The sequence below is a fragment of the Novosphingobium mangrovisedimenti genome (assembly GCF_025153475.1).
In the GTDB taxonomy this organism is placed as follows: domain Bacteria; phylum Pseudomonadota; class Alphaproteobacteria; order Sphingomonadales; family Sphingomonadaceae; genus Novosphingobium; species Novosphingobium mangrovi_A.
Genome location: NZ_JANZXA010000004.1, coordinates 1 through 22,207 on the forward strand (window position 1 = coordinate 1; position 22,207 = coordinate 22,207).

Genomic DNA, 22,207 nt, shown 5'->3' on the forward strand with positions numbered 1-22,207 from the left:
GGAGACATCGTCATCCTCGACAACCTCTCCAGTCACAAGAAGCCCGCTGTCCGGGCCAGAGGAGCACGGCTCCTGTTCCTGCCGCCCTACAGCCCCGATCTCAATCCGATCGAGCAGGTCTTTGCCAAGCTCAAGCATCTCCTGCGAAAGGCCGCAGAACGATCCGTCGAAGCAACATGGCGACGTATCGGCTCCCTGCTCGATGACTTCCCGCCCAATGAATGCGCAAACTACCTCAGAAACTCAGGATATGCATCAACGTAATGTCATCAGAGTCTAAATTGGGTCGATCCACTCGCCCTGAGGTGGCGGCACATCACCTTCATCGCGATAGTGGTTCTGCAGGTAGAGGTGGATATTGACTCGGGCTGCAATTGCTTGAGGCCCAGTTGAAATCCCGCCTGGTAAGCCTTGAGCGGTCTTCTCAATAAGACCTGTACCCCACACCATGGGACGAGATTCCCATTCTAAAAGTCGAGTAACTCGAGTTGCTGCGTCTTTAAATGACCAGCCTTCTTCTTTTGATCGGGCGATAATCCAGTTTGATTTAGTTGGAAAATCTATTCGTGGCAGTGGTTTGCTGCCGCCTCCATCATAACGCCGGGGTTTGGTGCTCGCCCAGTCGCCGTAGAATATTTGGTAGTTGCCGAATATCTTGGCTAATTCATTAAAGACACCTCGTGCGGCGATATTCTTACTGGATGAAAAGTCATCAAAATCAGAGAATACGTTTGGAAAATTCGATCCAGACACAACGAATTTCGCCAATTCATTGGTATCAACTAGGCGTCGAATGTATGAGGAAATATCTTCAATAAGTTCTATGCTGTTGTCTGCGTATCCGTAGTCGAAAATGGTAAGAATATCGTCTTGAGGATTTTCAGTTATATAATGCAGAACGCTATCAAACAGAAAGAGTTGTGCTGGCTCTAGGCGGAACACATAGCCACGGCCCAGCGCCTTCGCGCGTGCGATCTGATGGGCAATGCCGGTACTGGAAACGCCTTGAAGCTGGATTGTAGGAATGTAGTTTGAGTGTCCTGCAATCAGGTCCATCCACTTTTCTGCGCCGTGATCTCCATCCAGAAGTGACCAAAAATACTCTCTTGAGGGTAAGTCGGACTTGCTTTGGAAGTGCCGATCAATGTCGGCAATTAATGGGATTCCTTGCAGGCTCTTTTCTACGATTTTATGTGTATTGTTAAACTCTATTGAGTTCAGCCATGGGGCTAATAGAACGACAGGAAGCATGCTCTGTTTTTCCAACAGAGGCAGCATTTCCATTGCCTTCATCTCTGCACGACGGATGCAGAGAGTAGGGTAATATCGGTTGGTAAATTCGGACATTCTCAAAAACCAAATCGAAAGCCGACTGCTAAGCGTGAGGCTTTGAACGCTTTGGCAATCTCTTCAACGGTGTCTTGTCGGGGGGGGGTGTCAAATGTCGAGTTATGCCATTCCAAAACTAAATTCCATGGCAGTAATATGGCTGCGGCTAGTTTATTTGCCTGAGCTTCTTGGCGGTTGGATAGCCGTGAACGATATAGAATGTTGTCAGTTATTCCATCAGCATCAATCTGATCTCTATGCAGTAGATAATGAGAGATCTCGTGACATACGGTAAAACGTTGCCTTACAGGCAAGTCCGTATTGTTCACTTCGATTTGGAATTGCCCACCTGATAACTTTATTAGGCCAGAAATCTCGGATTGTAGGGTTTTGCTGATAACAGATATCCCAAGGGCCCTTGCAATTTCTCCGACTTTGACGGGAAATTGGCCAAGCAGATGCCAAAACTTTTCAAGGTCTGCAGGGTTGCATTGTTGCCATAGACTCAAAGCTGGGTCGGCTTCAGGAATGTCCACAGGCATCAGTCCGTTTCACCTTCGTCTGTGGGCTCACCCTCGGCCAAGTTTTCGTCGAGGGTAGATGGGGGCTTTGATGTCATTATTAGCGGCAATAGAAGAACGATTTCTTTGCGTATACGTTCTTTCATCCAAGGTCTAAAATGGCCATCTTCTCGCTGAAATTCACTATCTATATGGTTGAGGGCGGTTCCGTTTTTCTCAAATGCTGATTTTATCTCATTTATAGCTTGGACTTCGGCAAATTTACCAGCATCTTTTTTAAGATTTCGAAATCCGATCGCCCCCAATATCCCTAGGGCAATGGCACAAACTGAAAATATTACTGTAACCGTAGTCAGTAGTACTATTACAATAGTGTTATAATCGACTCTGGGAGGCTGCCCCGGCGGTGCTGAGTGTATGAGGCCATGAATTGCTTTGAACGCAATTATAGCGAGAGAAAGAGTGGCGATGACAGCCAGCGTGCGGTTGAATATCTTCCAGAACTCTTTCATTTTGACGAGATAGCCTGCGTCAGATCTAGGCGCAATGTGCGCTCGAAAGTACTTACTTTAAAAGTTTGCAATCGGAGGCTGTGCGGCGGATTTTGAGGGAGTCAAAAGATGACTCGAAACAGGCATTAGTATCGCGGTTAAGGGAGGTCGCTTTACGGTGCCACAAGGCGCCACGCCGACAGGATTACGGTGACAGTTTACTTAACTCCCAAATTCACCCCATCCGCTCAATCAATGCCAACGCGGCTTCAGGGTCTGCATCCACCATGCTCAGCAGGGTGCGCGCAGGAGCATCGGGGACTCGGCGGTGCTGCTCCCAGTCACGAATAGTCGCGACGGGCACGCGCAGCTTGGCCGCAAAGTTGATCTGGCTAAGCTTCGTCTTGGCACGGATGGCCTTTACGTCCGGGCCAGCGGCGACACGGCCTTTGCTCTTGTCGCCTTCGGCATAGGCGATGGCGTCCGTCAGGCCGCCTGCGATTTTTTCGAATGCGTTGCTCATAATCCTCGGTCCTTTGACCATCGGGCCGGCCTGCTGCCAGCGCCGTATTCAATCTGCGCCCAGACTTTCCCTTAGTTTCGCAGTTAGCGAGCGGAGCGCGTTGCGCTCGCCTTGCGTGAGGTTGGCTTTTTCGCCTTTGCCGAACACCGTCAGCAGAAATACGGGAATGTCTCCGCCGCCGAAATACCACACGATCCGGTAGCCGCCCGACTTGCCCTTGCCGCGACCGGCAAGGCGTGCCTTGCGGACGCCGCCGGTGCCTTGCATCACGTCTCCGCCTTCGGGATCGGATGCCACCAGATCAACTGCAGCCTGCCTTTCCTCCTCGGCCATTCCGGCGTCCTTGACGGCGCGCAGATAGCTTTCGGTCTCGATGACGGTCTGCATGTTGGGGTTTGTACGGCATTGCCGTATAATATTCAAGGTGGCGGGGCGCTGTTTTAGGTTGTCAGGCAGCCGGTGCTGCAAGCCACTACGCGGACAGTAAGGGGAGCGCGAGGGCGATGGCCCTCGCACCTTTCCTTCCTCCCTTCCTGAAACGTCATGCTGTGGGGCCTGTGCCCCTCCACCATCCTTCCTTCGACAAGCTCAGGATGAGCGGAGATGGTCCCCCTCCCCGGGGCGGGGAGGATCTGGTTCAATCCTCTCTGTAGTTGTCCTCTTCCTCATCGTCGTCCGGGGCGGGGAGGGCGCGGGGGCGGTGTTGGTCGGCTTCGTTGCTTTTCTGGTAGGCTTCCCAGAGGCGGCGGGTTCTCTCGCTCATCGTGGCCTGGTGGCGCTGGCGCATCTTGTCGATCTGGGCGTCGATGCTGGCGAGGATTTCCTCCGAGCTCTGGTTGCGCTCGGCCTGTTGTTCCTCTTCCCATTGCTTGCGCCATTCCTTCTTGAGCCGCTGGAGGCTGGACTGGGTGGCGGCGTCGAGGTTGTGGAGGCTGTCGGCGGCGAAGCGGTGGGGTGCCCGGTTGCGCAGGAGGAACATCAGCAGGGCATCGTTGAACACGCGGCGGGTGCCGACGCGTTTGCCGTAGGAGTAGACCGGCACCTCTATCCCGTAGAGCGCGCGTTCCATGGCGACGTCCTCCAGCCGCTGGACGCCGAGCGCGAGCGCGGCCTCCCAGGCCTTGCGGAAGCTTTGACCCTTGGGGTGGCGGCGCAGGAGGTAGGCGCCTTCGGGTGTCATGTTTACGGCATGGGCGGCGGCGCGCACGGAGCCGGTGTCGGCCAGCGCCTCTATGAAGCCGCGCTGGCGTTCGGGCGTCCAGCCGTCGTGGCGTTCGCATTTGCGCGGGACGGGGGTGAAGCGGGGCAGGCTTTTGGTGCGAGGATGATCGGGGCGGGGTGTTCTGTCGATCATCGGGCGACTCCGGTCTGCGGCAGGGGGGCACGATTGTGACCGATCCGGCCGGTTGTAGGACAGCGCCTTTGCGGGCCGGTCGCGATGACATTGTTGTAATCGGGGGTGCCGCAAATGGTTAACATGAGCTATCATGGCCGTATCCGGTAGCGGGGTGGACGGCCGACATGACGCAGCATCGACGAGGACCCGCACGGGATGACTGCTGACGTCGCGGCGGCCGGTGCCGCTTCGGCTCGGGACAGTGCCTCGGGCCAGAGTGCTTCGCAGCCACGCCCCTCGCTCTATTTCGCCGGGCTCGACGTGCTGCGCGCGGTGGCGGTGGCGAGCGTGCTCTACACGCACTATTTCGCGGAGCGGTACTGGCTGCTGGGCGTGCACTGGGGCGGGCTGGGGGTTCAGTGCTTCTTCGTGCTGAGCGGCTTTCTCATCACGCGGATCATCCTGGGCGAGCACGACAGGCAGGAGTTCCGCTATGGCCGGTTCCTGCTGCGGCGCTTCGCGCGGCTTTATCCGTGCCTGCTGGCCTTTCTCCTCGTGGCGCTTGCGGCGACGCCGGGGCGGGACCACGGCCATTTCTTCTGGCATGCCGCCTACCTGAGCAATGTCCTGTTCGTGCTGCAGGGCAACTGGGACGGGATGTACAGCCATCTGTGGTCGCTGGCGGTGGAGCAGCAGTTCTACCTGGTATGGCCGGCCGTGATCCTTGCCGTGCCGCGGCGGTTCCTGCCGGCCTTGTTGGTGGCCGTGATCCTTGCCGCGCCGGCGTTCCGGTTGATCTGGCTGGCGGCGGGGATGGCGGACTTCGGGGTCTGGGTCCTGCCGCCGGCGGTGCTGGATTCGCTGGGCGTTGGCGGGCTGCTGGCGGTCGCGATGCGGGCCGGCGTGCGGACCGGGGTGATCTTCGGCGTGTTCCTGGCGACCGGCCTGATGTTCTGGTTCGTGCCTTTCTCGCTCGTGCTGGGGCCCGTCGATGTATGGCCGACGGCGATGAGCTTCCTGTTCGGCTGCCTTGTCGTGCTGGCGCTGTCGCTGGGGCGGAACGAGCGTCTCGTGGCCTCGCCGCTCGTCCTGCCGCTGATCTACGTCGGGCAGATTTCCTACGGCATCTATATGTACCACCTGATGGTGCAGGACCTGCTCGGCCCGCTTCTCCAGCCGCGTCTGGGGGTGTTCGGGGCCCTGGCGGACCGCATGGTCTGGGCGGGTGTGAGCTTCGTGCTGGCCGCGCTTTCGTACCATGTGCTGGAGGTGCCGGTGCGGTCGTGGATATTGCGGCGCGCGGGCGAAGGGCTGTCCCCCGCGAGCGTGCAGCGCCAGCGGGCGCGGCCCTCGCTGGAGCTGATCGTCGCGCGCATTCGCGGGCAGTGATCGCGGCAAGGTGGTGCGCCCCGGGCGCGTTTTGCGCTCTGCAGGGTGGAGCATTTGCCGCGTCAGCATACCAACTAACGGAAATTGCTCGATTGTGGACCAAACCGCAGTGACATTTTTGTAATCAAGGGGGTGCATCACATAGTTAACCTGCGCTATTACCGCATCGATGCGATGGTGGTGTGGACATCTATCATGAAACGGCGTCAGCCAGAGCGGGCGGACCATGTCTGCTGACGATGAAGCTCTGCGCGCCCGGCCGGGTGAGGCTGCCGGGGGTGACGACCAGTATGGACGGCTGCTGCGGGCCTTCTCCCGGCTGACGGCCAAGCAGCACGAAGTGCTGCGCTACGTCTCCGAAAACCGCACCAGCAAGGAGATCGCCTGGGAACTGGGCATCTCCGAAAGCGCGGTGAACCAGCGGATCGAGGCAGTGCGCGGCCGCACCGGGTCTCCGCCCCGCGCGGAGCTGGCACGCGCTTACCGGCAGTACCTGCAGGACCTGGAAGAGGCCTGTAAGCCGGTACCAGATAAGATTCCTCAGGTTCCGGACCGCCTGCCGATCGCACAACCTCAGCCTCAGGACGGGCCGGCCGAGCAGCTTGCCCTTGCCGACGCGGTGCATTTCACGCTGACACCGCCGTGGCAGGGGGAGGTCATCGGCCGGGTCGGCCCGGAGGTGCTCGACGGCCCGCATGCCGGTCTCAGCCGCACCGCCGCCATGGTCGTCATCGCCGGGGGGATGCTCCTCGTCGCGATGGTCGGTCTGGGCGTCGTTGATGCGCTGAGCAAGCTGTTCTGACCGGCGGCGGAACGTGCCTCCAGCCATGCACGAGACAGGCGCATCGCTCGGGCCGGTGCGGCAGATGGAGGGTCCTTATGTCCATGACGATCACGGCCGCTGCGGCCAGAATTTCCCGCCAGCTTCCCGAAGCCGAGCTGTCGCTCGATTCCGCGCTGCTGGCCTCGACGCGCCTGATGGAATCGATGCTGCTCGCCCGTGGGGCCGAGGGGGTGCAGGTCTATGCCGCGCAGAACGCGCTGATGCGCCTGGCCAAGACGCAGCGCTCGCTGATCGAGACGCAGAACGACATGATCCGCGTCCACCGCGACCTGCTCGATGCCGGGCGCGAGGTGAAGGCGATTGGCGACGATGCCGGGAACTGCCCGGACCAGTCTGTGGGTCTGCTCGTCGAGGTGGAGCCGGCACGTCAGCAGGCCTGAGCCGGTTCCGCTGCCGCCCGGTGCCGCGATGGCATGGTGCGAACCATGCTTGAGTGGCTCTGGGCGGCACGGCCCTTCCTGCAATACGGCTATGCCGCGCTTCTTCTTCTTGCCGCCCTGTCATGGGGCGCCGCGCCCGAGCGTATTCTGGCGTTCGTGCTCGGGGCGATGCTGGCGGTCGACCAGCTCTATCATTTCGTGGTTGGCGGCTCGATCCTCTGGCGCCACGCCGATGTCGGTCACATGGTCATCGACTGCGTGGTCTTCGCCACCGTGCTGCCGGTCGCGCTACGTGCCAACCGGGTCTACCCGTTGTGGATAGGAGGCGCCCAGATCATCGCGCTGATGGCGCACGTCTACCGGTTCTCTCTCACGGAGATCGACCGGACGGCGTACGACATGATGGCGGTCATGCCGTCGTACATCCAGCTTACGGCGATGACGGCAGGGCTGGCATTTCACATGTGGCGGCGGAACAGGCTGGGCAGCTATCCGTCCTGGCGCGACTCCTATACCCCTATGCCGGCGACCGTTCCGAAGTCGTTGCGCGGCGGCTGATCCGGCACTTCGGCTCGATCCGCACGATCTGGTCCGCATCGATCGAGGCGCTCGACGAGGCGCTGGCGCAGGCGGAGGAATGCCCGGCGGAGGTCGGCGCGCTGATCGTCGCGGCCCGCCAGCTTGCCGAGGCCGCCGCGCGCGAGGCGCTGATCGGGCAGCCGATAGACACCCGCGCCCCGGAATTCCGTTACTACCTCGTCCGGCGGCTGGGCATGCGCCGCGAAGAATGCCTGATGATCCTGTTCTTCACCGGGGAGGGGCTGTTCCTTGCCGAGGACTTCTACGACGGCGGCCAGCGCGCCGAAGTGACCATTCCCCTGCGCCAGACCGTCCGCCGCGCTCTCGACCTCGATGCACGGCGACTCGTGGTTGCGCACAATCATCCGTCCGGTTCGGCCGAGCCGAGCGAGGCGGACATCGCCGCGACGGCGCAGTTGCGCCGGGTGGTGGAAGCGCTCGAAGTCGGGCTCGACGATCATTGCATCGTTGCCGGCAATGTCATCGCCAGCATGCGGTCGATGGGCTTGATCTGAAGGCCGGGCGCGGCCTGTACCGGATGGGTACACCGGTTTCCCCGCAGTTGCACAATCGAATGTTTGACATAGTCGGCCCGACACGAAACTGTCGGATGCGCAGTCTACGCCGCGTGTCGCGGTGCAATGGAGATCGACGCTTGAGCCAGATTGTCACGGTTCCTACCCAGCCCTTCGAAGGACAGGCGCCCGGTACTTCCGGATTGCGCAAGAAGGTGAAGGTTTTTCAGCAGCCCAACTATGCCGAGAACTTTATCCAGTCCGTTTTCGATGTGGTTTCGCCCGAGCCGGGCGCGGTGCTGGTGATCGGCGGCGACGGGCGCTTCCACAACCGCACCGTAATCCAGCAGGCGATCCGCATGGCGGCGGCCAATGGCTACGGCAAGGTGCTGGTCGGGCAGGGCGGTATCCTGTCGACCCCGGCGGCAAGCAACGTGATCCGCAAGTACAAGGCCAGCGGCGGGCTGATCCTGTCGGCCAGCCATAATCCCGGTGGGCCCGACGAGGACTTCGGCATCAAGTACAACATCGCCAACGGCGGTCCCGCGCCCGAGGGCGTGACCGGCGCCGTGCTGGACCGTACGAAGGAAATCGACCGCTGGCTGACGGTGGAGGCGGACGACATCGACCTCGACACGCCCGGCGATGTCACCGTCGGCGGGATGACCGTCTCGGTGATCGATCCGGTTGCCGACTATGCCGACCTGATGGAAGAGCTGTTCGATTTCGACGCGATCCGCGCGGCGGTGCAGGGCGGCCTGACCATGCGCTTCGATGCGATGAGCGCGGTGACCGGCCCCTATGCCACCGAAATCCTCGAAAACCGGCTGGGCTTTGCCAAAGGGACCGTGGTCAATGGTACGCCGCTGGAGGATTTCGGCGGTCATCATCCCGATCCCAACCTGATCCACGCCAAGGATCTCTACGACCTGATGATGGGCGAGGGTGCCCCCGATCTTGGTGCGGCCTCGGACGGGGACGGGGATCGCAACCTCATCATCGGGCGCGGGCGCTTCATCACCCCGTCGGATTCGCTCGCCATGCTGGCCGCCAACATCGAATGCGCGCCGGCCTACAAGGGACGCCTGACCGGGATTGCCCGCTCGATGCCGACCAGCGCCGCCGCCGACCGCGTGGCCGAAGCGCTGGGCGTGCCGTGCTTCGAGACGCCTACGGGCTGGAAGTTCTTCGGCAACCTGCTCGATGCCGGCAAGGTCACGATCTGCGGCGAGGAAAGCGCGGGAACGGGCTCCGACCACGTGCGCGAGAAGGATGGCCTGTGGGCCGTGCTGCTGTGGCTCAACATCCTCGCCGTGCGCAAGATCAGCGTCGATGCGCTGGCGCGCGAGCACTGGGCGCGCTTTGGTCGCAACTACTACGCGCGGCACGACTATGAAGGCATCGAAAAGACCGGCGCCGACGCGTTGATGGATGGCCTCAAGGCCCGGCTCGACACGCTGCCGGGCAAGGCTTTCGGCGCGCTCGTCGTCGCGGTGGCGGACAGCTTTTCGTATACCGACCCGGTGGACGGCTCGGTCAGCGCGAACCAGGGCATCCGCGTCTTGTTCGAAGGTGGCAGCCGCGTGGTCTTCCGCCTTTCGGGCACCGGGACGCAGGGGGCGACGCTGCGCGTCTATCTGGAAAACTACACCGGCCCCGACGGTGATCTCGATGCCGAAACCGGCGACATGCTGGCCCCGCAGATCGCGGCGGCGGAGGCGATCGCGGGGATCGTGCAGCACACCGGGCGGACGGCGCCGGACGTGATTACCTGAGGCCCGCGCGCCTCTGCGTCTAGCCCAGCCTTTCGAGCAGGGCGAACGTGCTTCCGGCCGGCAGGCCGGCATCGCCTGTCGATCGGAGGGGAAGCCCCCGGCGCTTCACGTAAGCCTCCAGGGCTTCCCTCAGGGCCTTGAGTTCACCGGTGAGCCCGGCGCAGCGGGGCGCGCTGAATTCGCCGAGGAAGGCTTCCGCGGTTTCGAGCGCGCGGTCTTCCGCCTGGCGCTTCATGGCCTGCGCCTTGTCGGTCGGCACCAGCAGCATGGCGCGCTTGTGGTGCGGGTTCGGCATCTTTTCGAGAATGTCGGCATCGACCAGTTCATTCACGATGCGCTGGATCACCTGGCGTGGATGCCCCAGATCTCGCCCGATCTGGGGAACCGTCGGTGGCACCGGGGCCTCGAACACCGCGAAGAGCACCAGCTTCTGCAATGTCGACATGCCGGAGGCTTCGGACAGTTCTCCGAACAGATCCTCGAAGCAGTTCTGCAGGCGCAGGATCTCGTCGATCATCGCCAGGAATACGTTAGACCTGATGTTTCCACTCATGGCGATCAGCTATCCCAGACAAGGTGGAGCGTGTCGACGCCCAGGATGTGGCTGCACAGGAACGTGGCCGGCCGTTCGGGATCGAGCCGGAACCTTGGCATGCGGGCCAGCAGTTCCTCGTAGAGCGTCTGCAGTTCGAGCCGCGCCAGGTGCGCGCCGAGGCAGCGGTGCGGGCCGGCGTTGAAGGCGATGTGCGACTTATTGTCCCGTTCGAGGTCGTAGATGCCCGGATCGGCGTAGGCGGCAGGATCGAGGCTCGCGCCGGGCAGGTAGAGCATCACCCGTTCGTTGGCCTTCATTTGCAGTCCCCCGAATTCCAGGTCCCGCGCGACCCGGCGAACCGGGACAACGAAGCTGTAGAGCCGCAGCATTTCCTCGGCGGCCTTTGGGATGAGGCCGGGGTCCGCACGCAGCCGGTCCTGGAGTTCGAGGTCCTGCGCGAGGTGCCTTACGGCATAGCCCATCGCGTTCATCACCGTGTCGAGTCCGGCGATGAACAGCAGCACGCCGTAGTTCTCCATGTCCTCGAGCGTTATCGGCTTGCCGTCGATCTCGACTTTCCAGAGCATGCTCAGGATGTCGTCGCGCGGGTTGTCGCGCCGATCGAGGATTTCGTCGCGCATGATGGCGGCGACTTTTATCAGGCGCTGCATCGCGGCGGCGCCGGCGTCGGCGTCCGCTCCCTGCGCGGCGAGATTCTCCTTAACCAGCGCGCGGTACTGCGGCATCATGTCCAGCGGGAGGCCCAGCATCTTCAGGAAGATCTGGACCGGCAGCGGTTCGGCCACGGCGGACATGAACTCGCAGCGCCCCTGATCGACGATCGGATCGATCAGGTCGACGGCCAGTTCGCGGATCTTGTCCTTCAGGCTGGAAACGGTCCGGGGAGAGAAGACGGTCTGGAGCGGTTGGCGGTATCTTTCGTGGAGCGGCGGATCGAGCAGGATCGGATAGGGAATCGGAACGTGGGGTGATCCCTTCGGCATCATCGCCAGCATCGCCATCATCTGATCGTGCGGCATCATCTCGCTGGAAAACGAGGAAGAGTCGCGCGCGCCATCGAAGGCGGCGTCCCGACCCAGGAATATCCAGTGTCCGCCGTTGCGCGGCGTCCAGAAGACCGGCGGTGCCTGCCTGGCCAGTTCCAGCACGCGCTGGTGGGGGTCTTCCAGCAGGCCGGGGTCGTGGAACATGTCGAAATCGAAGACGGCAGCCTCGGGTACGTGGTTCGGCACGGGTGCCAGAAGGGAGAGAGAGGCTGCATTCATGCGCTTGTTTCCCGGGTTCTGCAGAGTGAATAGAAAAGTTCCAATATGGAACATTATGTTCCATATTGGCCAGGCGGCGTCAAGTCGACATGCCGGCCGAGATAGGGTGCCTTCCTCTCCTCCCGCAGAGGTTGCTCCTGCTCTGCCCACATATTGGATATTATTTATTTCAATATCAGGGTAAAAATGCCCGTATTCGCGAAATTAAGGGAATCATTGTATACATGTATGGCAAGATAGTCCTTGCGCTGCGCCGCCTGCCGTTCCATCACGCGCCCGAGAGAGGAACTGCGCGGAACGGGCCAAGAACCATGAGCAAGAAAATCCACCTGATCAGCTTCGAGATTCATTCGCCGATCAATCACACGGTGCTGAGCTGGGCCGCGCCCGGCGACAACCGGCTCGATGCCATGGCGGATCTGAAGAAGTGGCAGGATCTCGCGCGCACGCTGGAGCGCGGCAAGTTCGACGGGCTGTTCTTCGCCGATACTCCCGGCGTGTTCGACCGCTACCGCGACAGCCACGAGGATGCCGTGAAGTACGGCGTGTGCTGGCCGAGCCACGATCCGGTCGTGCTGCTTTCCGCGCTTGCCGCCTCGACCACGCATCTGGGGCTGGCGGCGACGATGTCGACCACCTCGTACAAGCCGTGGTCGATCGTGCGCCAGCTTTCCACCGTGGACTACCTGTCGGGCGGGCGCGTGGGCTGGAACATCGTGACCGGCCACTTGCGGGGCGAACACCGCGCCATCGGCTACCGCGAGGTGATGGAGCACGACCGCCGCTACGACGCGGCCGACGAATTCATGGAGGTCTGCTACCAGTTGTGGGATTCGATCGGGGAAGGCGCGATCCTCGCCGACCGCGAGAGCGGCGTCTATGCCGATCCCTCCAAGGTGAAGTTCGTCAATTATCACGGCGAGTTCTTCGATTGCGAGACGGTCGGCCCGGTGCTGCCGAGCGCGCAGGGGCGGCCGGTGCTGTTTCAGGCAGGCACGTCCGGCCGGGGGCTGAAGTTCGGCATCGAGCACGGCGATGTCGTGTTCTCGATCCAGCCCAACCTGCCCGGCATGAAGCGCTACATGGGGCAGCTGCAGGCCGCCGCCGCCGAGATCGGCAAGCCCGAGCCCGGCGTCGTCTTCGGGGTGCAGCCGATCCTGGGCGGTACCGAGGAAGAAGCGCAGAAGCGGCTCGATGAGCTGATAGAACGCATGCCGCTCGAAGCCTGCCTCGCCCGTCTGTCGGGGACGATGGGCGTCGATTTCAGCGGCATCGACCTCGACAAGCCGATGCAGGAACAGCAGACCAATGCCTCGCAGGGGCTGATGAAGGCCTTTACCTCGGTACTGGGCGACCGGCCCTTCACCTTGCGTGAGGTGGCGATCAAGTGGGGCCTCTCGGTCGGCATGCCGCAGCTTGTCGGCACGCCCGAGCAGGTGGCGGACCAGCTCGAGCACATCTGGCGCGAAACCGGCTGCCACGGCTACAACATGACGCCCAACGTCATGCCCAGCTCGATCGAGGAATTCGTCGACGAAGTCGTGCCGATCCTCCAGAAGCGCGGCATCTACCGCACCGAATATGAAGGCAGGACCTTCCGCGAGAACCTGGAACTGTCCTGACCGTGGGAGACATTTCGCGGCGCGCGCACAACATTGCCGAGATGCGCGATCTGGCGCGCCGCCGGTTGCCGCGCGCGATCTGGGAGTTCATCGAGCGCGGCACCGAGGACGACCTGCTGATACACCGCAACGTCGAGGCGCTGCAAAGGGTGCAGCTCCTGCCGCGCACCCTGCGAGACGTGTCCGATCGCTCGGCCGGGATCGAGCTGTTCGGTCGCAGACAGCCGCTCCCGCTGGTCATCGCGCCGACCGGGGTCTCCGACCTGCTCTGGCATCGCGGCGAGCGCGCGATTGCCTTAGCCGCGGCCTCTGCTGGCATACCCTTTACCCAGACCACCAGTTCGACCACCAGCTTTGCCGACATCGCCCGGTGTGCCACGGCCGGGCACTGGATGCAGATGTACCTGTGGGAACGCCGCGACCTGTCCTGGCGCGTCGTCGAGAATGCCGCGGAGAACGGCGCAGAAGTGCTGGTGCTGACGGTCGACACGCCGATGTGGCCGCTGCGCGAGTTCAACAAGCGCGCGGGGATGGGCAACCCGGTGCGGATAAACCGCACGCTGGTGTCGGACTTCATCAAGCGCCCCTCGTGGTTCGCTTCGGTGATCGCGCGCTACTACCTGCAGGGCGGCTTGCCGCAGTTCGCCAACTATCCGCCCGAGGTGGGCGGCAAGCTCACTGGCTCCGTCAGCCGTGTCGCCAATTCGGCGTCGGTCTGCTGGAAGGACGTGGACGAACTGCGCAAGCGCTGGTCGGGCAGGCTCGTGATCAAGGGCGTGCTCTGTGCGGAAGACGCGCGCATCGCGCTCGACCATGGCGTCGACGGGATTGCCGTGTCCAACCACGGCGGGCGCAACTTCGATTCCTCGCCGCCCGCGATCGACGTTCTGGCATCGGTCGTCGATGCGGTGGCAGACCGCGCCACCGTGCTGTTCGACAGTGGCGTACGGCGCGGGGCGGATGTGGTGAAGGCACTGGCCGTGGGCGCGAAGGCGGTGCTGATCGGCCGCGCCACACTCTATGGCTGCGCGGCCGGCGGCCAGGCCGGCGCGCGCCACGCCATCGACCTGCTTGCGGGCGAGATCGACGTCGCCATGGCCATGGTCGGCGTGACGCGGCTCGACGAACTGGATCGCAGCTATCTCCTTCCGGGAACTATCCGCACCTGACTTTCGCCCATGGCCTCCCGCGCAAACGAGACGGGAGAGTTCGATGTACCGGGTGATCCACCTCATCAAGCGCAAGCCGCACCTCACGCACGAGGCGATCCGCGTCGGGATTAGGCAGGCGCCCGGCGATGCAGGCTTGCACAGTGCAGCCGTCGCCGCCAAGCAGCCGCGATGCGCATTGCTCTTTTCGAACCTGAAATCGCCGGAAACGTCGGCGGCATTCTGCGGCTGGGTGCCTGCATGGGCACGGCGGTCGATCTCATCGAGCCGATGGGCTTTGCCTGGGACGACAAACGCGTCCGCCGTGCGGCCATGGACTACATCGATCATGTCACGATCGCGCGCCATGCCGGTTTTGACGCTTTCCGCTCGACCATCGGCGCGCGAAGGCTGGTGCTGTTCACGACCAAGGCCACGCAATCGGTGTACGACTTCGCGTTCGAGGCCGACGATGTGCTGCTGTTCGGAAAGGAAAGCGCCGGGGTTCCGGCTGCCGTCGCCGAAGTCTGCGATGCCGGGGTCCGCATTCCGCTGCGCCCGGAAGTGCGCTCGTTGAACCTGGCCACGGCAGCGGCGCTCGCGCTTGGCGAGGCCTTGCGGCAGACGGGCGGCTTGCCGGGGTGACGGCGTGCCGGGCGCCGGCCCGCGCTTATTCCTTGCGCGCGTGATCCAGCGTCTCGATCCGTGTCGCGTTGTCCGGCTTGTCCAGCAGTTCCGCCAGAGGCGCGTCGAGGCGGCGGCGCCAGTTGGGGTGTTCGGTGATCGTGCCAGGAAGGTTGGGCTGTTCGCGCTCGGCAAGCAAATCTTCCAGCGGCGCGATGGCGAGTTGCGAGGCGGAGCGGCCGATGTGGCGAAGGGCGGCATCCACCACCGGCTCGGGATCGTCGGGCGCCGGGCGCGGGCGGGTGTTGTGGGTAAGCGTGGCCCAGAGGCGGCCGCGATCTTCCTCGCGGCGCCCGGCTTCCTCTTCGGGCGTGGTGCCGGCAGGGAAGCGGCCCAGTTTTTCCGCCCATTCGAGATCGCGTCCGGTCCACCAGCCGGCGACGGTCGTCGTATCGTGGGTGCCGGTCATGGCGACGCTGACGGGCGCGTAGTCCTGTCCGCCGATGAAGCCCTTGTCCGCCGCGCGTTCGAACCAGAGCACGCGCATGCCGAGCATCTTAGCGGCGGCGACCGGGGCGGCGAAGCCCATCGGCATGGTTCCGAGATCTTCGGCGACGATCAGCGCGTGGGCACGATGCGCTTCCAGCGCGACGAGGCGGATCATGTCCTTGAAGGGATAGGTCAGATAGGCACCCGCGCTGGCGTCCTCGCCCGCGGGAACCAGCCATAGCCGGGCAAGGCCGAAGGCATGGTCGATGCGCAGCCCGCCGGCACGGTCGAGCGCGGAACGCAGGGTGGCGATCCAAGGCGCATACCCGGCGCGCCCGAGGCCCTGCGGGGAGAAGCCGGTGAGCATCCAGTTCTGCCCGTGCGGGCCGAGCGGATCGGGCGGGGCGCCGATGGTGAGGCCCTGCAGCATGGCATCGCGCATCGACCAGCTATCGGCGCCGCCGGTGTGAACGCCCACGGCCAGATCGGCGAGAAGGCCGATGGCCATGCCTGCCCTGGTCGCGTCGGCCTGAACCCTGGTCATGCCTTCGCGGGCGAGCCATTGGGCGAAGAGGTGAAAGTCCGTCTCGTTGCGGTTTTCGGCGGCGAACTTTGCCACGGCGGGGCCGTCCGGATCGTGATAGGCGGCGGGCCAGTCCTGCCATCCGTCCGCGCCCCGGGCCCGGAAATGGACGTCGAGCGCATCGAACAGCGCCTGTCGCTGCAGGCTTTCGCCGTGCGGGGCGTTGTCCCGCACGATCCGTGCGCGCGTGGCATCGTCGAGGCCGGCGAATGTCTTGCGCAGGTCGGCCAGGCGCCGGGGCAGGGCGCCTTTCCAGTCGATCAGGGGGCCGCCCGTTCGTTCGGGGAGTGGAGGAAGTCCCAGCAGTTCCGGCGCGCCCATGGCGGTGTTGAGGTAGAGGCGGCTGGAGGGCGAATAGGGTGAGAAACCCTGTCCGTTGCCGGGAAACAGCGCGTGAACCGGGTTGATCGCCAGCACGTCCGCCCCGCGCGCGGCGAAAAGCTGCACCGCCTCGTCGAGTTCGCCGAAGTTGCCGAAGGGATGGCTGGCGGCGCCGCGCAGGGCAGGGATCTGGACGGCCGGGCCCCAGAGCTTGCCCGACGCGAAATCGTGGACCGTGGGGCAGCTTTTCGGGGCGACGGCCAGGGTCAATTCGTGGCCTGCCAGCGAAAGCTGGTAGTAGCCCGGCTCGTCGACCGGGGGCAGCATCCAGTTTTCGACCGGCAGCGCCGTGCTCAGCCCGTGTTCATCGGTCAGCTCGGCGCGGGCGATGCTGGCGGGAAGGGGAGTGGGCTGGCCTGCTTCGGTGACGATCATCGCCGGCGGCTGGCGGCTCTCCGCTTCCAGCCGCTCCAGGCTGCGCGCAATGTCCCGCTCGCTTTCGGCCGGATAGCCCAGCGCGGTTGCAATCGCCGCGAGAGAGGCGTCGGTGACGGTCTGGTGTGTTCCGTTGACGTCCCACCACCTGCGGGCAATGCCGATTGCCTCCGCGAGCGTGTACAGTTGCTCTATGCCTGCCTCCACCGACTGCGCAGGCCTGGTCTCACCCCGAGCAAGCCGCTGCCCAGCTTAGCGTTCCCATAGCATCGCGACAATCGCCGACGGCCGGTCCTGCACGGCCGGTTGCCCAGGTTCCAATCTAGGGACTTGCGTGCGGGACAAGGGCAGTCGACGATGCCGTCAAACTGTCTGGGAGAGATACATGCCAAAGATCGACATCGCAGTGACCGGCGGCGAAATCGGGATCGCCTATGAACTGCTGGGCAAGGAGGGCGATCCGCCGATCGTGCTCACGCCGGGCGGGCGGTTCACCATGGACGTGCCGGGCCTTCGTGAAATGGCGGAGGCATTCGTGAAGACGGGCAAGCGCGTGCTGATCTACGACCGTCCCAATTGCGGGCTGTCCGATGCCTGCCTGCTGGGCGATAGCGAATCCGAGATGCAGGCAGAGGCGCTGACCGGGCTGATCCGCAAGCTGGACCTCGGCCCCACGGTCATCGCCGGCGGTTCGGGGGGCAGCCGCGTTTCCCTGCTGGCGGCGGCGCGCGATCCGGAGATCTGCTCGCATCTGGCGATCTGGTGGATCTCGGGCGATCCCATCGGCCTGATGCAGCTGGCCACCTACTATTGCGGCGAAGCGGGCACGCTGGCCAGCGTCGGCGGCATGGAAGCGGTGATGAAGGCCACGAGCTGGGCCGAGAACTTCGGCAAGAGCGAACAGGCGCGCGAATACATCCGGGGCTACGATCCCGACAAGTTCATCGCGGTGATGCAGAAGTGGGCGGCAGCCTACGTGCCGTCGCCGATCACGCCGGTGCCGGGCATGGCTCCGCGCGACTTTGCGCGGCTGACGATGCCCACGCTGGTGTTCCGCAGCGGCAAGAGCGACCTGTCGCATACGCGCGCCACGTCGGAATGGGTGCATCGTCTGGTGCCGCACTCTGTCATGCTCGATCCGCCGTGGAACGACGACGAGTGGAACTACCGGTCGGGCCAGACGATGGAAGGCAGCGAGGGGCACACGCTGTTCCGTTCGTGGCCGAAGCTGGCACCGATGATTCTCGAATTCATCGGGGGATGACAAGGCAGGCGCCGGTGACGGCACCCTTTCCACACTGACAAGACGCTTGTCTATGGAAGAGATCGCCAGTGCGGCTTTGCTCCGCGATGCGACAAAAGAGCCGATTATGCGTCGGCATTATATGTAACTTACTGAATTTAAATGTGATAATTTTTAGTTCCGGGCCGCGTCCGGGCAGATGGGCATGTCGCGTATGCCAACACTTCTGCCGGGCATATTCTTGACGCATGTGCAGATTTAGAGGCAATTCTCTTTCCGTTGCATTCGAGGTGTCGCCAAGGCACCCGCGGGAGGATGGCGATTGGCCGAAGATTTCCGGCCGGCATAGGGCGGGGCAACCTTGCCCGTTCGGACAACCTCCCCACGCATTGCGATGATTGGCAGGCGCCGGCGTGCCGGCTTCTGCGCCAAAACGGGAGGGAATTGGCGTGAAACGACTTAGCAGCAGAAGTGCGATTCTGGCGGCCACGGCGATGGGCGCCGTTCTGACGACGCCGGCCATGGCGCAGGATTCGGGCAGCGATGCCCTGGACAGCGGCGCCATTATCGTGACCGCGCGCCGCACGGAGGAACGCCTGCAGGACGTTCCGATCTCGATCTCGGTCTATAGCCAGGCCGATATTTCCAAGCGCAACATCGTCAATTCGGCGGACCTTGCGACTTATACGCCCTCGCTTTCGGTGAATTCCAAGTTCGGTCCGGAGAAGGCGTCGTTCTCGATCCGCGGCTTCGTGCAGGATCTGGGCACGGTGCCTTCGGTCGGCGTTTATTTCGCGGATACCGTCGCCCCGCGCAGCGGCGGCGCGACGACCTCGGGCGAAGGCGCCGGTGTCGGCAGCCTGTTCGACCTGCAGAACGTGCAGGTGCTCAAAGGGCCGCAGGGCACGCTGTTCGGCCGCAACACCACCGGCGGCGCGGTCCTGCTGGTGCCCAACAAGCCGACGGACATGCTCGAAGGCTATGTCGAAGGGTCCTACGGCAACTTCGACATGCGCCGTTTCCAGGCCGTGGTGAACGTGCCGCTGGCCGATACCTTCAAGGTGCGCCTCGGCGTCGACCGGATGAAGCGCGACGGGTACATCCACAACCTCACCGACATCGGGCCCAGCCGGTTCAACGACACCGACTATGTCGCCGCGCGCCTGAGCGTGCTGGCCGAACTGACGCCCGATCTCGAGAACTACACCATTGCCACCTACACCCGTTCCGACACCAACGGCACGGTCCCCAAGGTGATCGCCTACAACCCCAATTCGGGCTTCGGCGGCTTCGCGGCGCTGCAGATCGCGGGCGAGGCTTCCGTCGGCGGCGGCTGGTGGGATGTTTCCAACACGCATCCCAACCCGAAGAACAAGTTCACCACCTGGCAGATCATCAACACCACCACCTGGCAGGCATCGGATAACCTGACGGTCAAGAACATCGTCAGCTATGGCCAGTTCCAGGAGATCGCCCGGCAGACGCTGGAAGGCGAATACTACGCGATCCCCGACGGGGTCAGCCCCTATGGCACGATCAACCCGTTCATCTCGCTGATCCACCTCGGCAATTTTCCGAAGTTCAAGAATGCCGACGAAGAGACGATCACCGAGGAACTGCAGCTCCAGGGGCGCACCAGCGATGGCAAGCTGACCTGGCAGGCGGGCGGCTATTTCGAGCAGGCCAACCCGATGGGCTACAACGTCCAGTTCACGCCGTTCCTGCTCAACTGCGTCGATCCCTACCAGTTCCAGTGCTACGGGATCAGCCCGACGTCATCGAGCATCTCCACCCCCTGGCAGAAGCGCTGGTACAAGAGCCGCGCGCTCTATGCGCAGGGCACCTACAACTTCACCGACCAGCTCGCGGTCACGGCCGGCGCCCGCTACACATGGGACAGCCAGAGCTACGAGTACGACGGCGTCGGCATCTTCTTCGAAACGCCCTTCGTGCCCTCGTGGTACTGTAACAACCCGCTGATCAACGGCCTGATCGTCGATGGCGTGAACACCGGCCTGAAGAAACCGATCGCGCCCTACGACTTCAGGCAGTGCTATGCCAAGGACACGGCCAAGTCGGACAAGCCGACCTGGACGATCGACCTCGAATACAAGCCGACCAACGACATTCTGCTCTTCGCGAAGTGGACGCGCGGCTATCGTGCAGGCGGCGTGAACCCCACTTACGTTCCCTTCAACATGTGGGGACCGGAAAAGGTGGATACCTATGAACTGGGTACCAAGACGTCGTTCTACAGCGGCTCGCTGAAGGGCTATTTCAACGTTACCGGCTTCTACAACGACTTCCGCGACCAGCAGATCCAGGCGACGCTGGTGGCCAAGCAGGGCGCGCCGCTGCTGGGCGGCACCGCGATCATCAACGCGGGCAAGTCGCGGATCTGGGGTATCGAGGTCGATGCCTCGGTGACCGTTGCCGACATCCTCAAGATCGATGCCGGCTACACCTACCTCAATACCAAGCTGCAGGAGCTTTCGGGCATTCCCGATCCCGAGCCGGTTCCGTGGGAGCCGGGCGCGAGTTCCTGGGCCTATGTCGTGCCGACCGCGGTCGTGGGCGGCCCGCTCAGTCTTTCGCCCAGGCATCGCCTGACGCTGACGGGGACGGTGAATGTTCCGGTTCCCGAAAGTGTGGGCAAGCTCTCGGTAGGGGCGACGTTCGTCTATACCGCGAAGCAGTACGCCTCGCGCGCGGACGACACGGCATGGGCCAATTACCAGAATCCGCCTGCCGGTACCGTGTCGACCGACTGGATCGTCTTCGCCGGCGTTATGCCGCCCCGCAATCCGGGGCTGATGCCGTCGACCAAGCTGCTCAATCTCAATGCCAACTGGGATTCGATCTTCGGCAGCCCGATCGACGCCTCGTTCTTCATGACCAACGTCACCAACGAGAAGTTCCCGGTGAACGTCGTCAACGGGTTCAATTCGTTCGGTCTCGAATCGCAGCTCGTCAACGAACCGCGCATGTACGGCGTGCGCCTGAAAGTGCGGTTCGGCGCCTGAACCGTTCCCTTCGGGGTCGTGCGGTGGCGGCCTCCTTCGGGAGGCCGCCGTTTGCGGCCTGCACAGGGTGTAAACAGGTTATCCACAAGCTGTGCACAGGCTTGCCTGCCGGTTCGTTCACAGACTAAGTCCGCGGCATGGATCTCGACCGCTACCTCGCCCGCATCGGGCTCGATGCCCGTCCCGCCATGGATGCAGCCGGTCTGGCCCGGCTGCAATCGGCGCAACGCATGACGATCGGTTTCGAGAACCTCGACATCCCGCTCGGCCGCGGCATCCGCATCGACAGCGAAAGCGTGTTCGACAAGCTCGTGCTGCGAGGGCGGGGCGGATACTGTTTCGAGCAGAACCGGCTCTACAGCGATGCGCTGTCGGCGCTGGGCGTGGCCAATCGCCCGCTGCTGGCGCGGGTGCGGCTGGCCGTGCCCGAAGGCGTGACGCCGCCGCGTACCCATGTCTGTCTGCTGGCGGAGGTGGCAGGTACCCTGCTGCTCGCCGATGCCGGCTTCGGCGGCAGCAATGTCCCGCCGCTGCTGCTCGAGGACGGGGCCGAGGCAGGGACGGCCGACGGCGCCCGCCACCGCCTGCGCCGTATCGGCGAGAGCGGCACGACGGGCGGGCAATGGCTGCTCGAACGGGCAGGGCCGCCCGAGGCCACGGACGGTCGGGCCGCGCCGCACGCGGACTGGCAGGCCCAGTACACCTTCGATTTATCGGACGTGGCGCCCGACGATCTCGAACAGGCCAACCACTGGACCGCGACCCGTCCGGACACGCGCTTCACTTCGCTGCACATTGCCAGCATTCCGCAACCGGAGGGCTTCGCCTCGATGGTGGACCGGGAACTGACCGTGCACCACGCGGGCGGAACCGACCGCCGCATGATCGCGGACAGCGCGGACTACGCCCGCACGCTGCGCGACGTGTTCCGCATTGCGCTGGAGGAGAAGGAAGTGACAGGTTTGGCGCTGTTTGCCTGAGAGGGATGGAACAGATGCCGTATCTGCCGCCTGCCGGTGCTGAACAGATTGTCGTTCGACTGGCGGATTGTGGCCTCGATCACGCAGCCCTGACCGAACGGCGGATGTCGGACGCCAAATCTGGAATGTTCGGCCGCATCTTCATGTCGCTGACAGCGCAGGAAGATGACCTGTTCAGCGAAGGCTTAACGTTCGGATTCGTCGGCAACGAGGAAATGGCAGGGCCGAGGCCCTGA

At 63.3% G+C, this 22,207-nt stretch carries 23 protein-coding genes; 14 read left to right on the forward strand and 9 right to left on the reverse strand.

The window, feature by feature from the left end:
- A partial coding sequence (locus tag NZK81_RS07165; RefSeq protein WP_260045354.1) for a transposase occupies positions 1-264 on the forward strand: 264 nt, incomplete at its 5' end.
- A 12-nt stretch (positions 265-276) separates the two neighbouring features.
- On the opposite strand, the gene NZK81_RS07170 is transcribed toward NZK81_RS07165, so the two are convergent.
- From NZK81_RS07170 to NZK81_RS07195, 6 genes are all read right to left on the reverse strand, one after another.
- Complete coding sequence (locus NZK81_RS07170) at positions 277-1,347, reverse strand: beta family protein (protein WP_260045357.1); 1,071 nt, start codon at positions 1,345-1,347, stop codon at positions 277-279.
- 2 nt (positions 1,348-1,349) lie between these two features.
- Positions 1,350-1,871: an ImmA/IrrE family metallo-endopeptidase gene (locus NZK81_RS07175; RefSeq protein WP_260045359.1), complete on the reverse strand. Its 522-nt coding sequence runs from the start codon at positions 1,869-1,871 to the stop codon at positions 1,350-1,352.
- Positions 1,871-2,362 (reverse strand): hypothetical protein, encoded by a 492-nt coding sequence (locus tag NZK81_RS07180; protein ID WP_260045361.1) that lies wholly within the window; start codon positions 2,360-2,362, stop codon positions 1,871-1,873. Before NZK81_RS07180 ends, NZK81_RS07175 begins: the two co-directional genes overlap by 1 nt.
- Before the next feature lie 214 nt (positions 2,363-2,576).
- Complete coding sequence (locus tag NZK81_RS07185) at positions 2,577-2,864, reverse strand: helix-turn-helix domain-containing protein (protein WP_260045364.1); 288 nt, start codon at positions 2,862-2,864, stop codon at positions 2,577-2,579.
- A gap of 48 nt (positions 2,865-2,912) precedes the next feature.
- Entirely contained in the window at positions 2,913-3,332 is a 420-nt protein-coding gene (locus NZK81_RS07190) for a type II toxin-antitoxin system RelE/ParE family toxin (RefSeq protein ID WP_260045366.1), read from the reverse strand.
- Positions 3,333-3,501: 169 nt separating this feature from the next.
- A complete protein-coding gene (locus NZK81_RS07195) occupies positions 3,502-4,218 on the reverse strand; it encodes a hypothetical protein (protein WP_260045368.1) in 717 nt (238 codons plus the stop codon).
- 198 nt (positions 4,219-4,416) lie between these two features.
- Between NZK81_RS07195 and NZK81_RS07200 the strand changes: the two genes are divergently transcribed.
- The 6 genes from NZK81_RS07200 to NZK81_RS07225 all read left to right on the forward strand — a co-directional run bounded on the left by NZK81_RS07200 (position 4,417) and on the right by NZK81_RS07225 (position 9,682).
- Positions 4,417-5,589 carry an acyltransferase family protein gene (locus NZK81_RS07200; protein ID WP_260045370.1) on the forward strand — a complete coding sequence of 391 codons (1,173 nt, stop codon included), beginning with the start codon at positions 4,417-4,419 and terminating at the stop codon, positions 5,587-5,589.
- A gap of 226 nt (positions 5,590-5,815) precedes the next feature.
- Positions 5,816-6,391 carry a helix-turn-helix transcriptional regulator gene (locus NZK81_RS07205; RefSeq protein WP_260045372.1) on the forward strand — a complete coding sequence of 192 codons (576 nt, stop codon included), beginning with the start codon at positions 5,816-5,818 and terminating at the stop codon, positions 6,389-6,391.
- A gap of 77 nt (positions 6,392-6,468) precedes the next feature.
- Positions 6,469-6,813, forward strand: a complete 345-nt coding sequence (locus tag NZK81_RS07210) for a hypothetical protein (protein WP_260045375.1) — start codon at positions 6,469-6,471, stop codon at positions 6,811-6,813.
- Between the two features lie 45 nt (positions 6,814-6,858).
- A complete protein-coding gene (locus NZK81_RS07215; protein WP_260045377.1) occupies positions 6,859-7,371 on the forward strand; it encodes a hypothetical protein in 513 nt (170 codons plus the stop codon).
- On the forward strand, positions 7,278-7,907 hold the full coding sequence (locus NZK81_RS07220; RefSeq protein WP_260045378.1) for a JAB domain-containing protein: 630 nt from the start codon (positions 7,278-7,280) through the stop codon (positions 7,905-7,907). Before NZK81_RS07215 ends, NZK81_RS07220 begins: the two co-directional genes overlap by 94 nt.
- Before the next feature lie 140 nt (positions 7,908-8,047).
- On the forward strand, positions 8,048-9,682 hold the full coding sequence (locus NZK81_RS07225) for an alpha-D-glucose phosphate-specific phosphoglucomutase (RefSeq protein ID WP_260045380.1): 1,635 nt from the start codon (positions 8,048-8,050) through the stop codon (positions 9,680-9,682).
- Positions 9,683-9,701: 19 nt separating this feature from the next.
- Here the strand turns inward: NZK81_RS07225 and NZK81_RS07230 are convergent, their stop codons facing one another.
- Together NZK81_RS07230 and NZK81_RS07235 are read right to left on the reverse strand one after the other, a co-directional pair.
- Positions 9,702-10,235: a MarR family winged helix-turn-helix transcriptional regulator gene (locus tag NZK81_RS07230; RefSeq protein ID WP_260045382.1), complete on the reverse strand. Its 534-nt coding sequence runs from the start codon at positions 10,233-10,235 to the stop codon at positions 9,702-9,704.
- 5 nt (positions 10,236-10,240) lie between these two features.
- Positions 10,241-11,503, reverse strand: coding sequence for a cytochrome P450 (locus tag NZK81_RS07235; RefSeq protein WP_260045384.1), 1,263 nt, complete (start codon positions 11,501-11,503; stop codon positions 10,241-10,243).
- 311 nt (positions 11,504-11,814) lie between these two features.
- Between NZK81_RS07235 and NZK81_RS07240 the strand changes: the two genes are divergently transcribed.
- The 3 genes from NZK81_RS07240 (at position 11,815) to NZK81_RS07250 (ending at position 14,918) form a co-directional block, all read left to right on the forward strand.
- Complete coding sequence (locus NZK81_RS07240) at positions 11,815-13,125, forward strand: NtaA/DmoA family FMN-dependent monooxygenase (RefSeq protein ID WP_260045385.1); 1,311 nt, start codon at positions 11,815-11,817, stop codon at positions 13,123-13,125.
- Between the two features lie 2 nt (positions 13,126-13,127).
- Positions 13,128-14,294 (forward strand): alpha-hydroxy acid oxidase, encoded by a 1,167-nt coding sequence (locus tag NZK81_RS07245; protein WP_260045387.1) that lies wholly within the window; start codon positions 13,128-13,130, stop codon positions 14,292-14,294.
- Positions 14,295-14,465: 171 nt separating this feature from the next.
- Entirely contained in the window at positions 14,466-14,918 is a 453-nt protein-coding gene (locus tag NZK81_RS07250; RefSeq protein WP_260045389.1) for a tRNA (cytidine(34)-2'-O)-methyltransferase, read from the forward strand.
- A 25-nt stretch (positions 14,919-14,943) separates the two neighbouring features.
- Here NZK81_RS07250 and malQ read toward each other — a convergent pair whose 3' ends face one another.
- Positions 14,944-16,932 carry a 4-alpha-glucanotransferase gene (gene malQ / locus NZK81_RS07255; protein WP_260045391.1) on the reverse strand — a complete coding sequence of 663 codons (1,989 nt, stop codon included), beginning with the start codon at positions 16,930-16,932 and terminating at the stop codon, positions 14,944-14,946.
- Positions 16,933-17,110: 178 nt separating this feature from the next.
- On the opposite strand from malQ, the gene NZK81_RS07260 reads away from it, so the two are divergent.
- The 4 genes from NZK81_RS07260 to NZK81_RS07275 all read left to right on the forward strand — a co-directional run bounded on the left by NZK81_RS07260 (position 17,111) and on the right by NZK81_RS07275 (position 22,207).
- Entirely contained in the window at positions 17,111-17,989 is an 879-nt protein-coding gene (locus NZK81_RS07260; protein WP_260045393.1) for an alpha/beta fold hydrolase, read from the forward strand.
- A 428-nt stretch (positions 17,990-18,417) separates the two neighbouring features.
- Positions 18,418-20,991, forward strand: a complete 2,574-nt coding sequence (locus tag NZK81_RS07265) for a TonB-dependent receptor (RefSeq protein ID WP_260045395.1) — start codon at positions 18,418-18,420, stop codon at positions 20,989-20,991.
- 137 nt (positions 20,992-21,128) lie between these two features.
- On the forward strand, positions 21,129-21,971 hold the full coding sequence (locus NZK81_RS07270) for an arylamine N-acetyltransferase family protein (RefSeq protein WP_260045397.1): 843 nt from the start codon (positions 21,129-21,131) through the stop codon (positions 21,969-21,971).
- Positions 21,972-21,985: 14 nt separating this feature from the next.
- The gene (locus tag NZK81_RS07275; RefSeq protein WP_260045398.1) at positions 21,986-22,207 is read left to right on the forward strand and encodes a hypothetical protein; all 222 of its coding nucleotides are present in this window, start codon (positions 21,986-21,988) and stop codon (positions 22,205-22,207) included.

What these genes read in the sequence shown, in the direction of transcription:
- NZK81_RS07270 (WP_260045397.1), top strand. Translation starts at nt 21,129, where the DNA reads ATGGATCTCGACCGCTACCTCGCCCGCATCGGGCTCGATGCCCGTCCC.
- NZK81_RS07180 (WP_260045361.1), bottom strand. Translation starts at nt 2,362, where the DNA reads ATGAAAGAGTTCTGGAAGATATTCAACCGCACGCTGGCTGTCATCGCC.
- NZK81_RS07195 (WP_260045368.1), bottom strand. Translation starts at nt 4,218, where the DNA reads ATGATCGACAGAACACCCCGCCCCGATCATCCTCGCACCAAAAGCCTG.
- NZK81_RS07175 (WP_260045359.1), bottom strand. Translation starts at nt 1,871, where the DNA reads ATGCCTGTGGACATTCCTGAAGCCGACCCAGCTTTGAGTCTATGGCAA.
- NZK81_RS07275 (WP_260045398.1), top strand. Translation starts at nt 21,986, where the DNA reads ATGCCGTATCTGCCGCCTGCCGGTGCTGAACAGATTGTCGTTCGACTG.
- NZK81_RS07215 (WP_260045377.1), top strand. Translation starts at nt 6,859, where the DNA reads ATGCTTGAGTGGCTCTGGGCGGCACGGCCCTTCCTGCAATACGGCTAT.
- NZK81_RS07185 (WP_260045364.1), bottom strand. Translation starts at nt 2,864, where the DNA reads ATGAGCAACGCATTCGAAAAAATCGCAGGCGGCCTGACGGACGCCATC.
- NZK81_RS07240 (WP_260045385.1), top strand. Translation starts at nt 11,815, where the DNA reads ATGAGCAAGAAAATCCACCTGATCAGCTTCGAGATTCATTCGCCGATC.
- NZK81_RS07170 (WP_260045357.1), bottom strand. Translation starts at nt 1,347, where the DNA reads ATGTCCGAATTTACCAACCGATATTACCCTACTCTCTGCATCCGTCGT.
- NZK81_RS07250 (WP_260045389.1), top strand. Translation starts at nt 14,466, where the DNA reads ATGCGCATTGCTCTTTTCGAACCTGAAATCGCCGGAAACGTCGGCGGC.
- NZK81_RS07230 (WP_260045382.1), bottom strand. Translation starts at nt 10,235, where the DNA reads ATGAGTGGAAACATCAGGTCTAACGTATTCCTGGCGATGATCGACGAG.
- NZK81_RS07260 (WP_260045393.1), top strand. Translation starts at nt 17,111, where the DNA reads ATGCCAAAGATCGACATCGCAGTGACCGGCGGCGAAATCGGGATCGCC.
- NZK81_RS07210 (WP_260045375.1), top strand. Translation starts at nt 6,469, where the DNA reads ATGTCCATGACGATCACGGCCGCTGCGGCCAGAATTTCCCGCCAGCTT.
- NZK81_RS07200 (WP_260045370.1), top strand. Translation starts at nt 4,417, where the DNA reads ATGACTGCTGACGTCGCGGCGGCCGGTGCCGCTTCGGCTCGGGACAGT.
- NZK81_RS07205 (WP_260045372.1), top strand. Translation starts at nt 5,816, where the DNA reads ATGTCTGCTGACGATGAAGCTCTGCGCGCCCGGCCGGGTGAGGCTGCC.
- NZK81_RS07235 (WP_260045384.1), bottom strand. Translation starts at nt 11,503, where the DNA reads ATGAATGCAGCCTCTCTCTCCCTTCTGGCACCCGTGCCGAACCACGTA.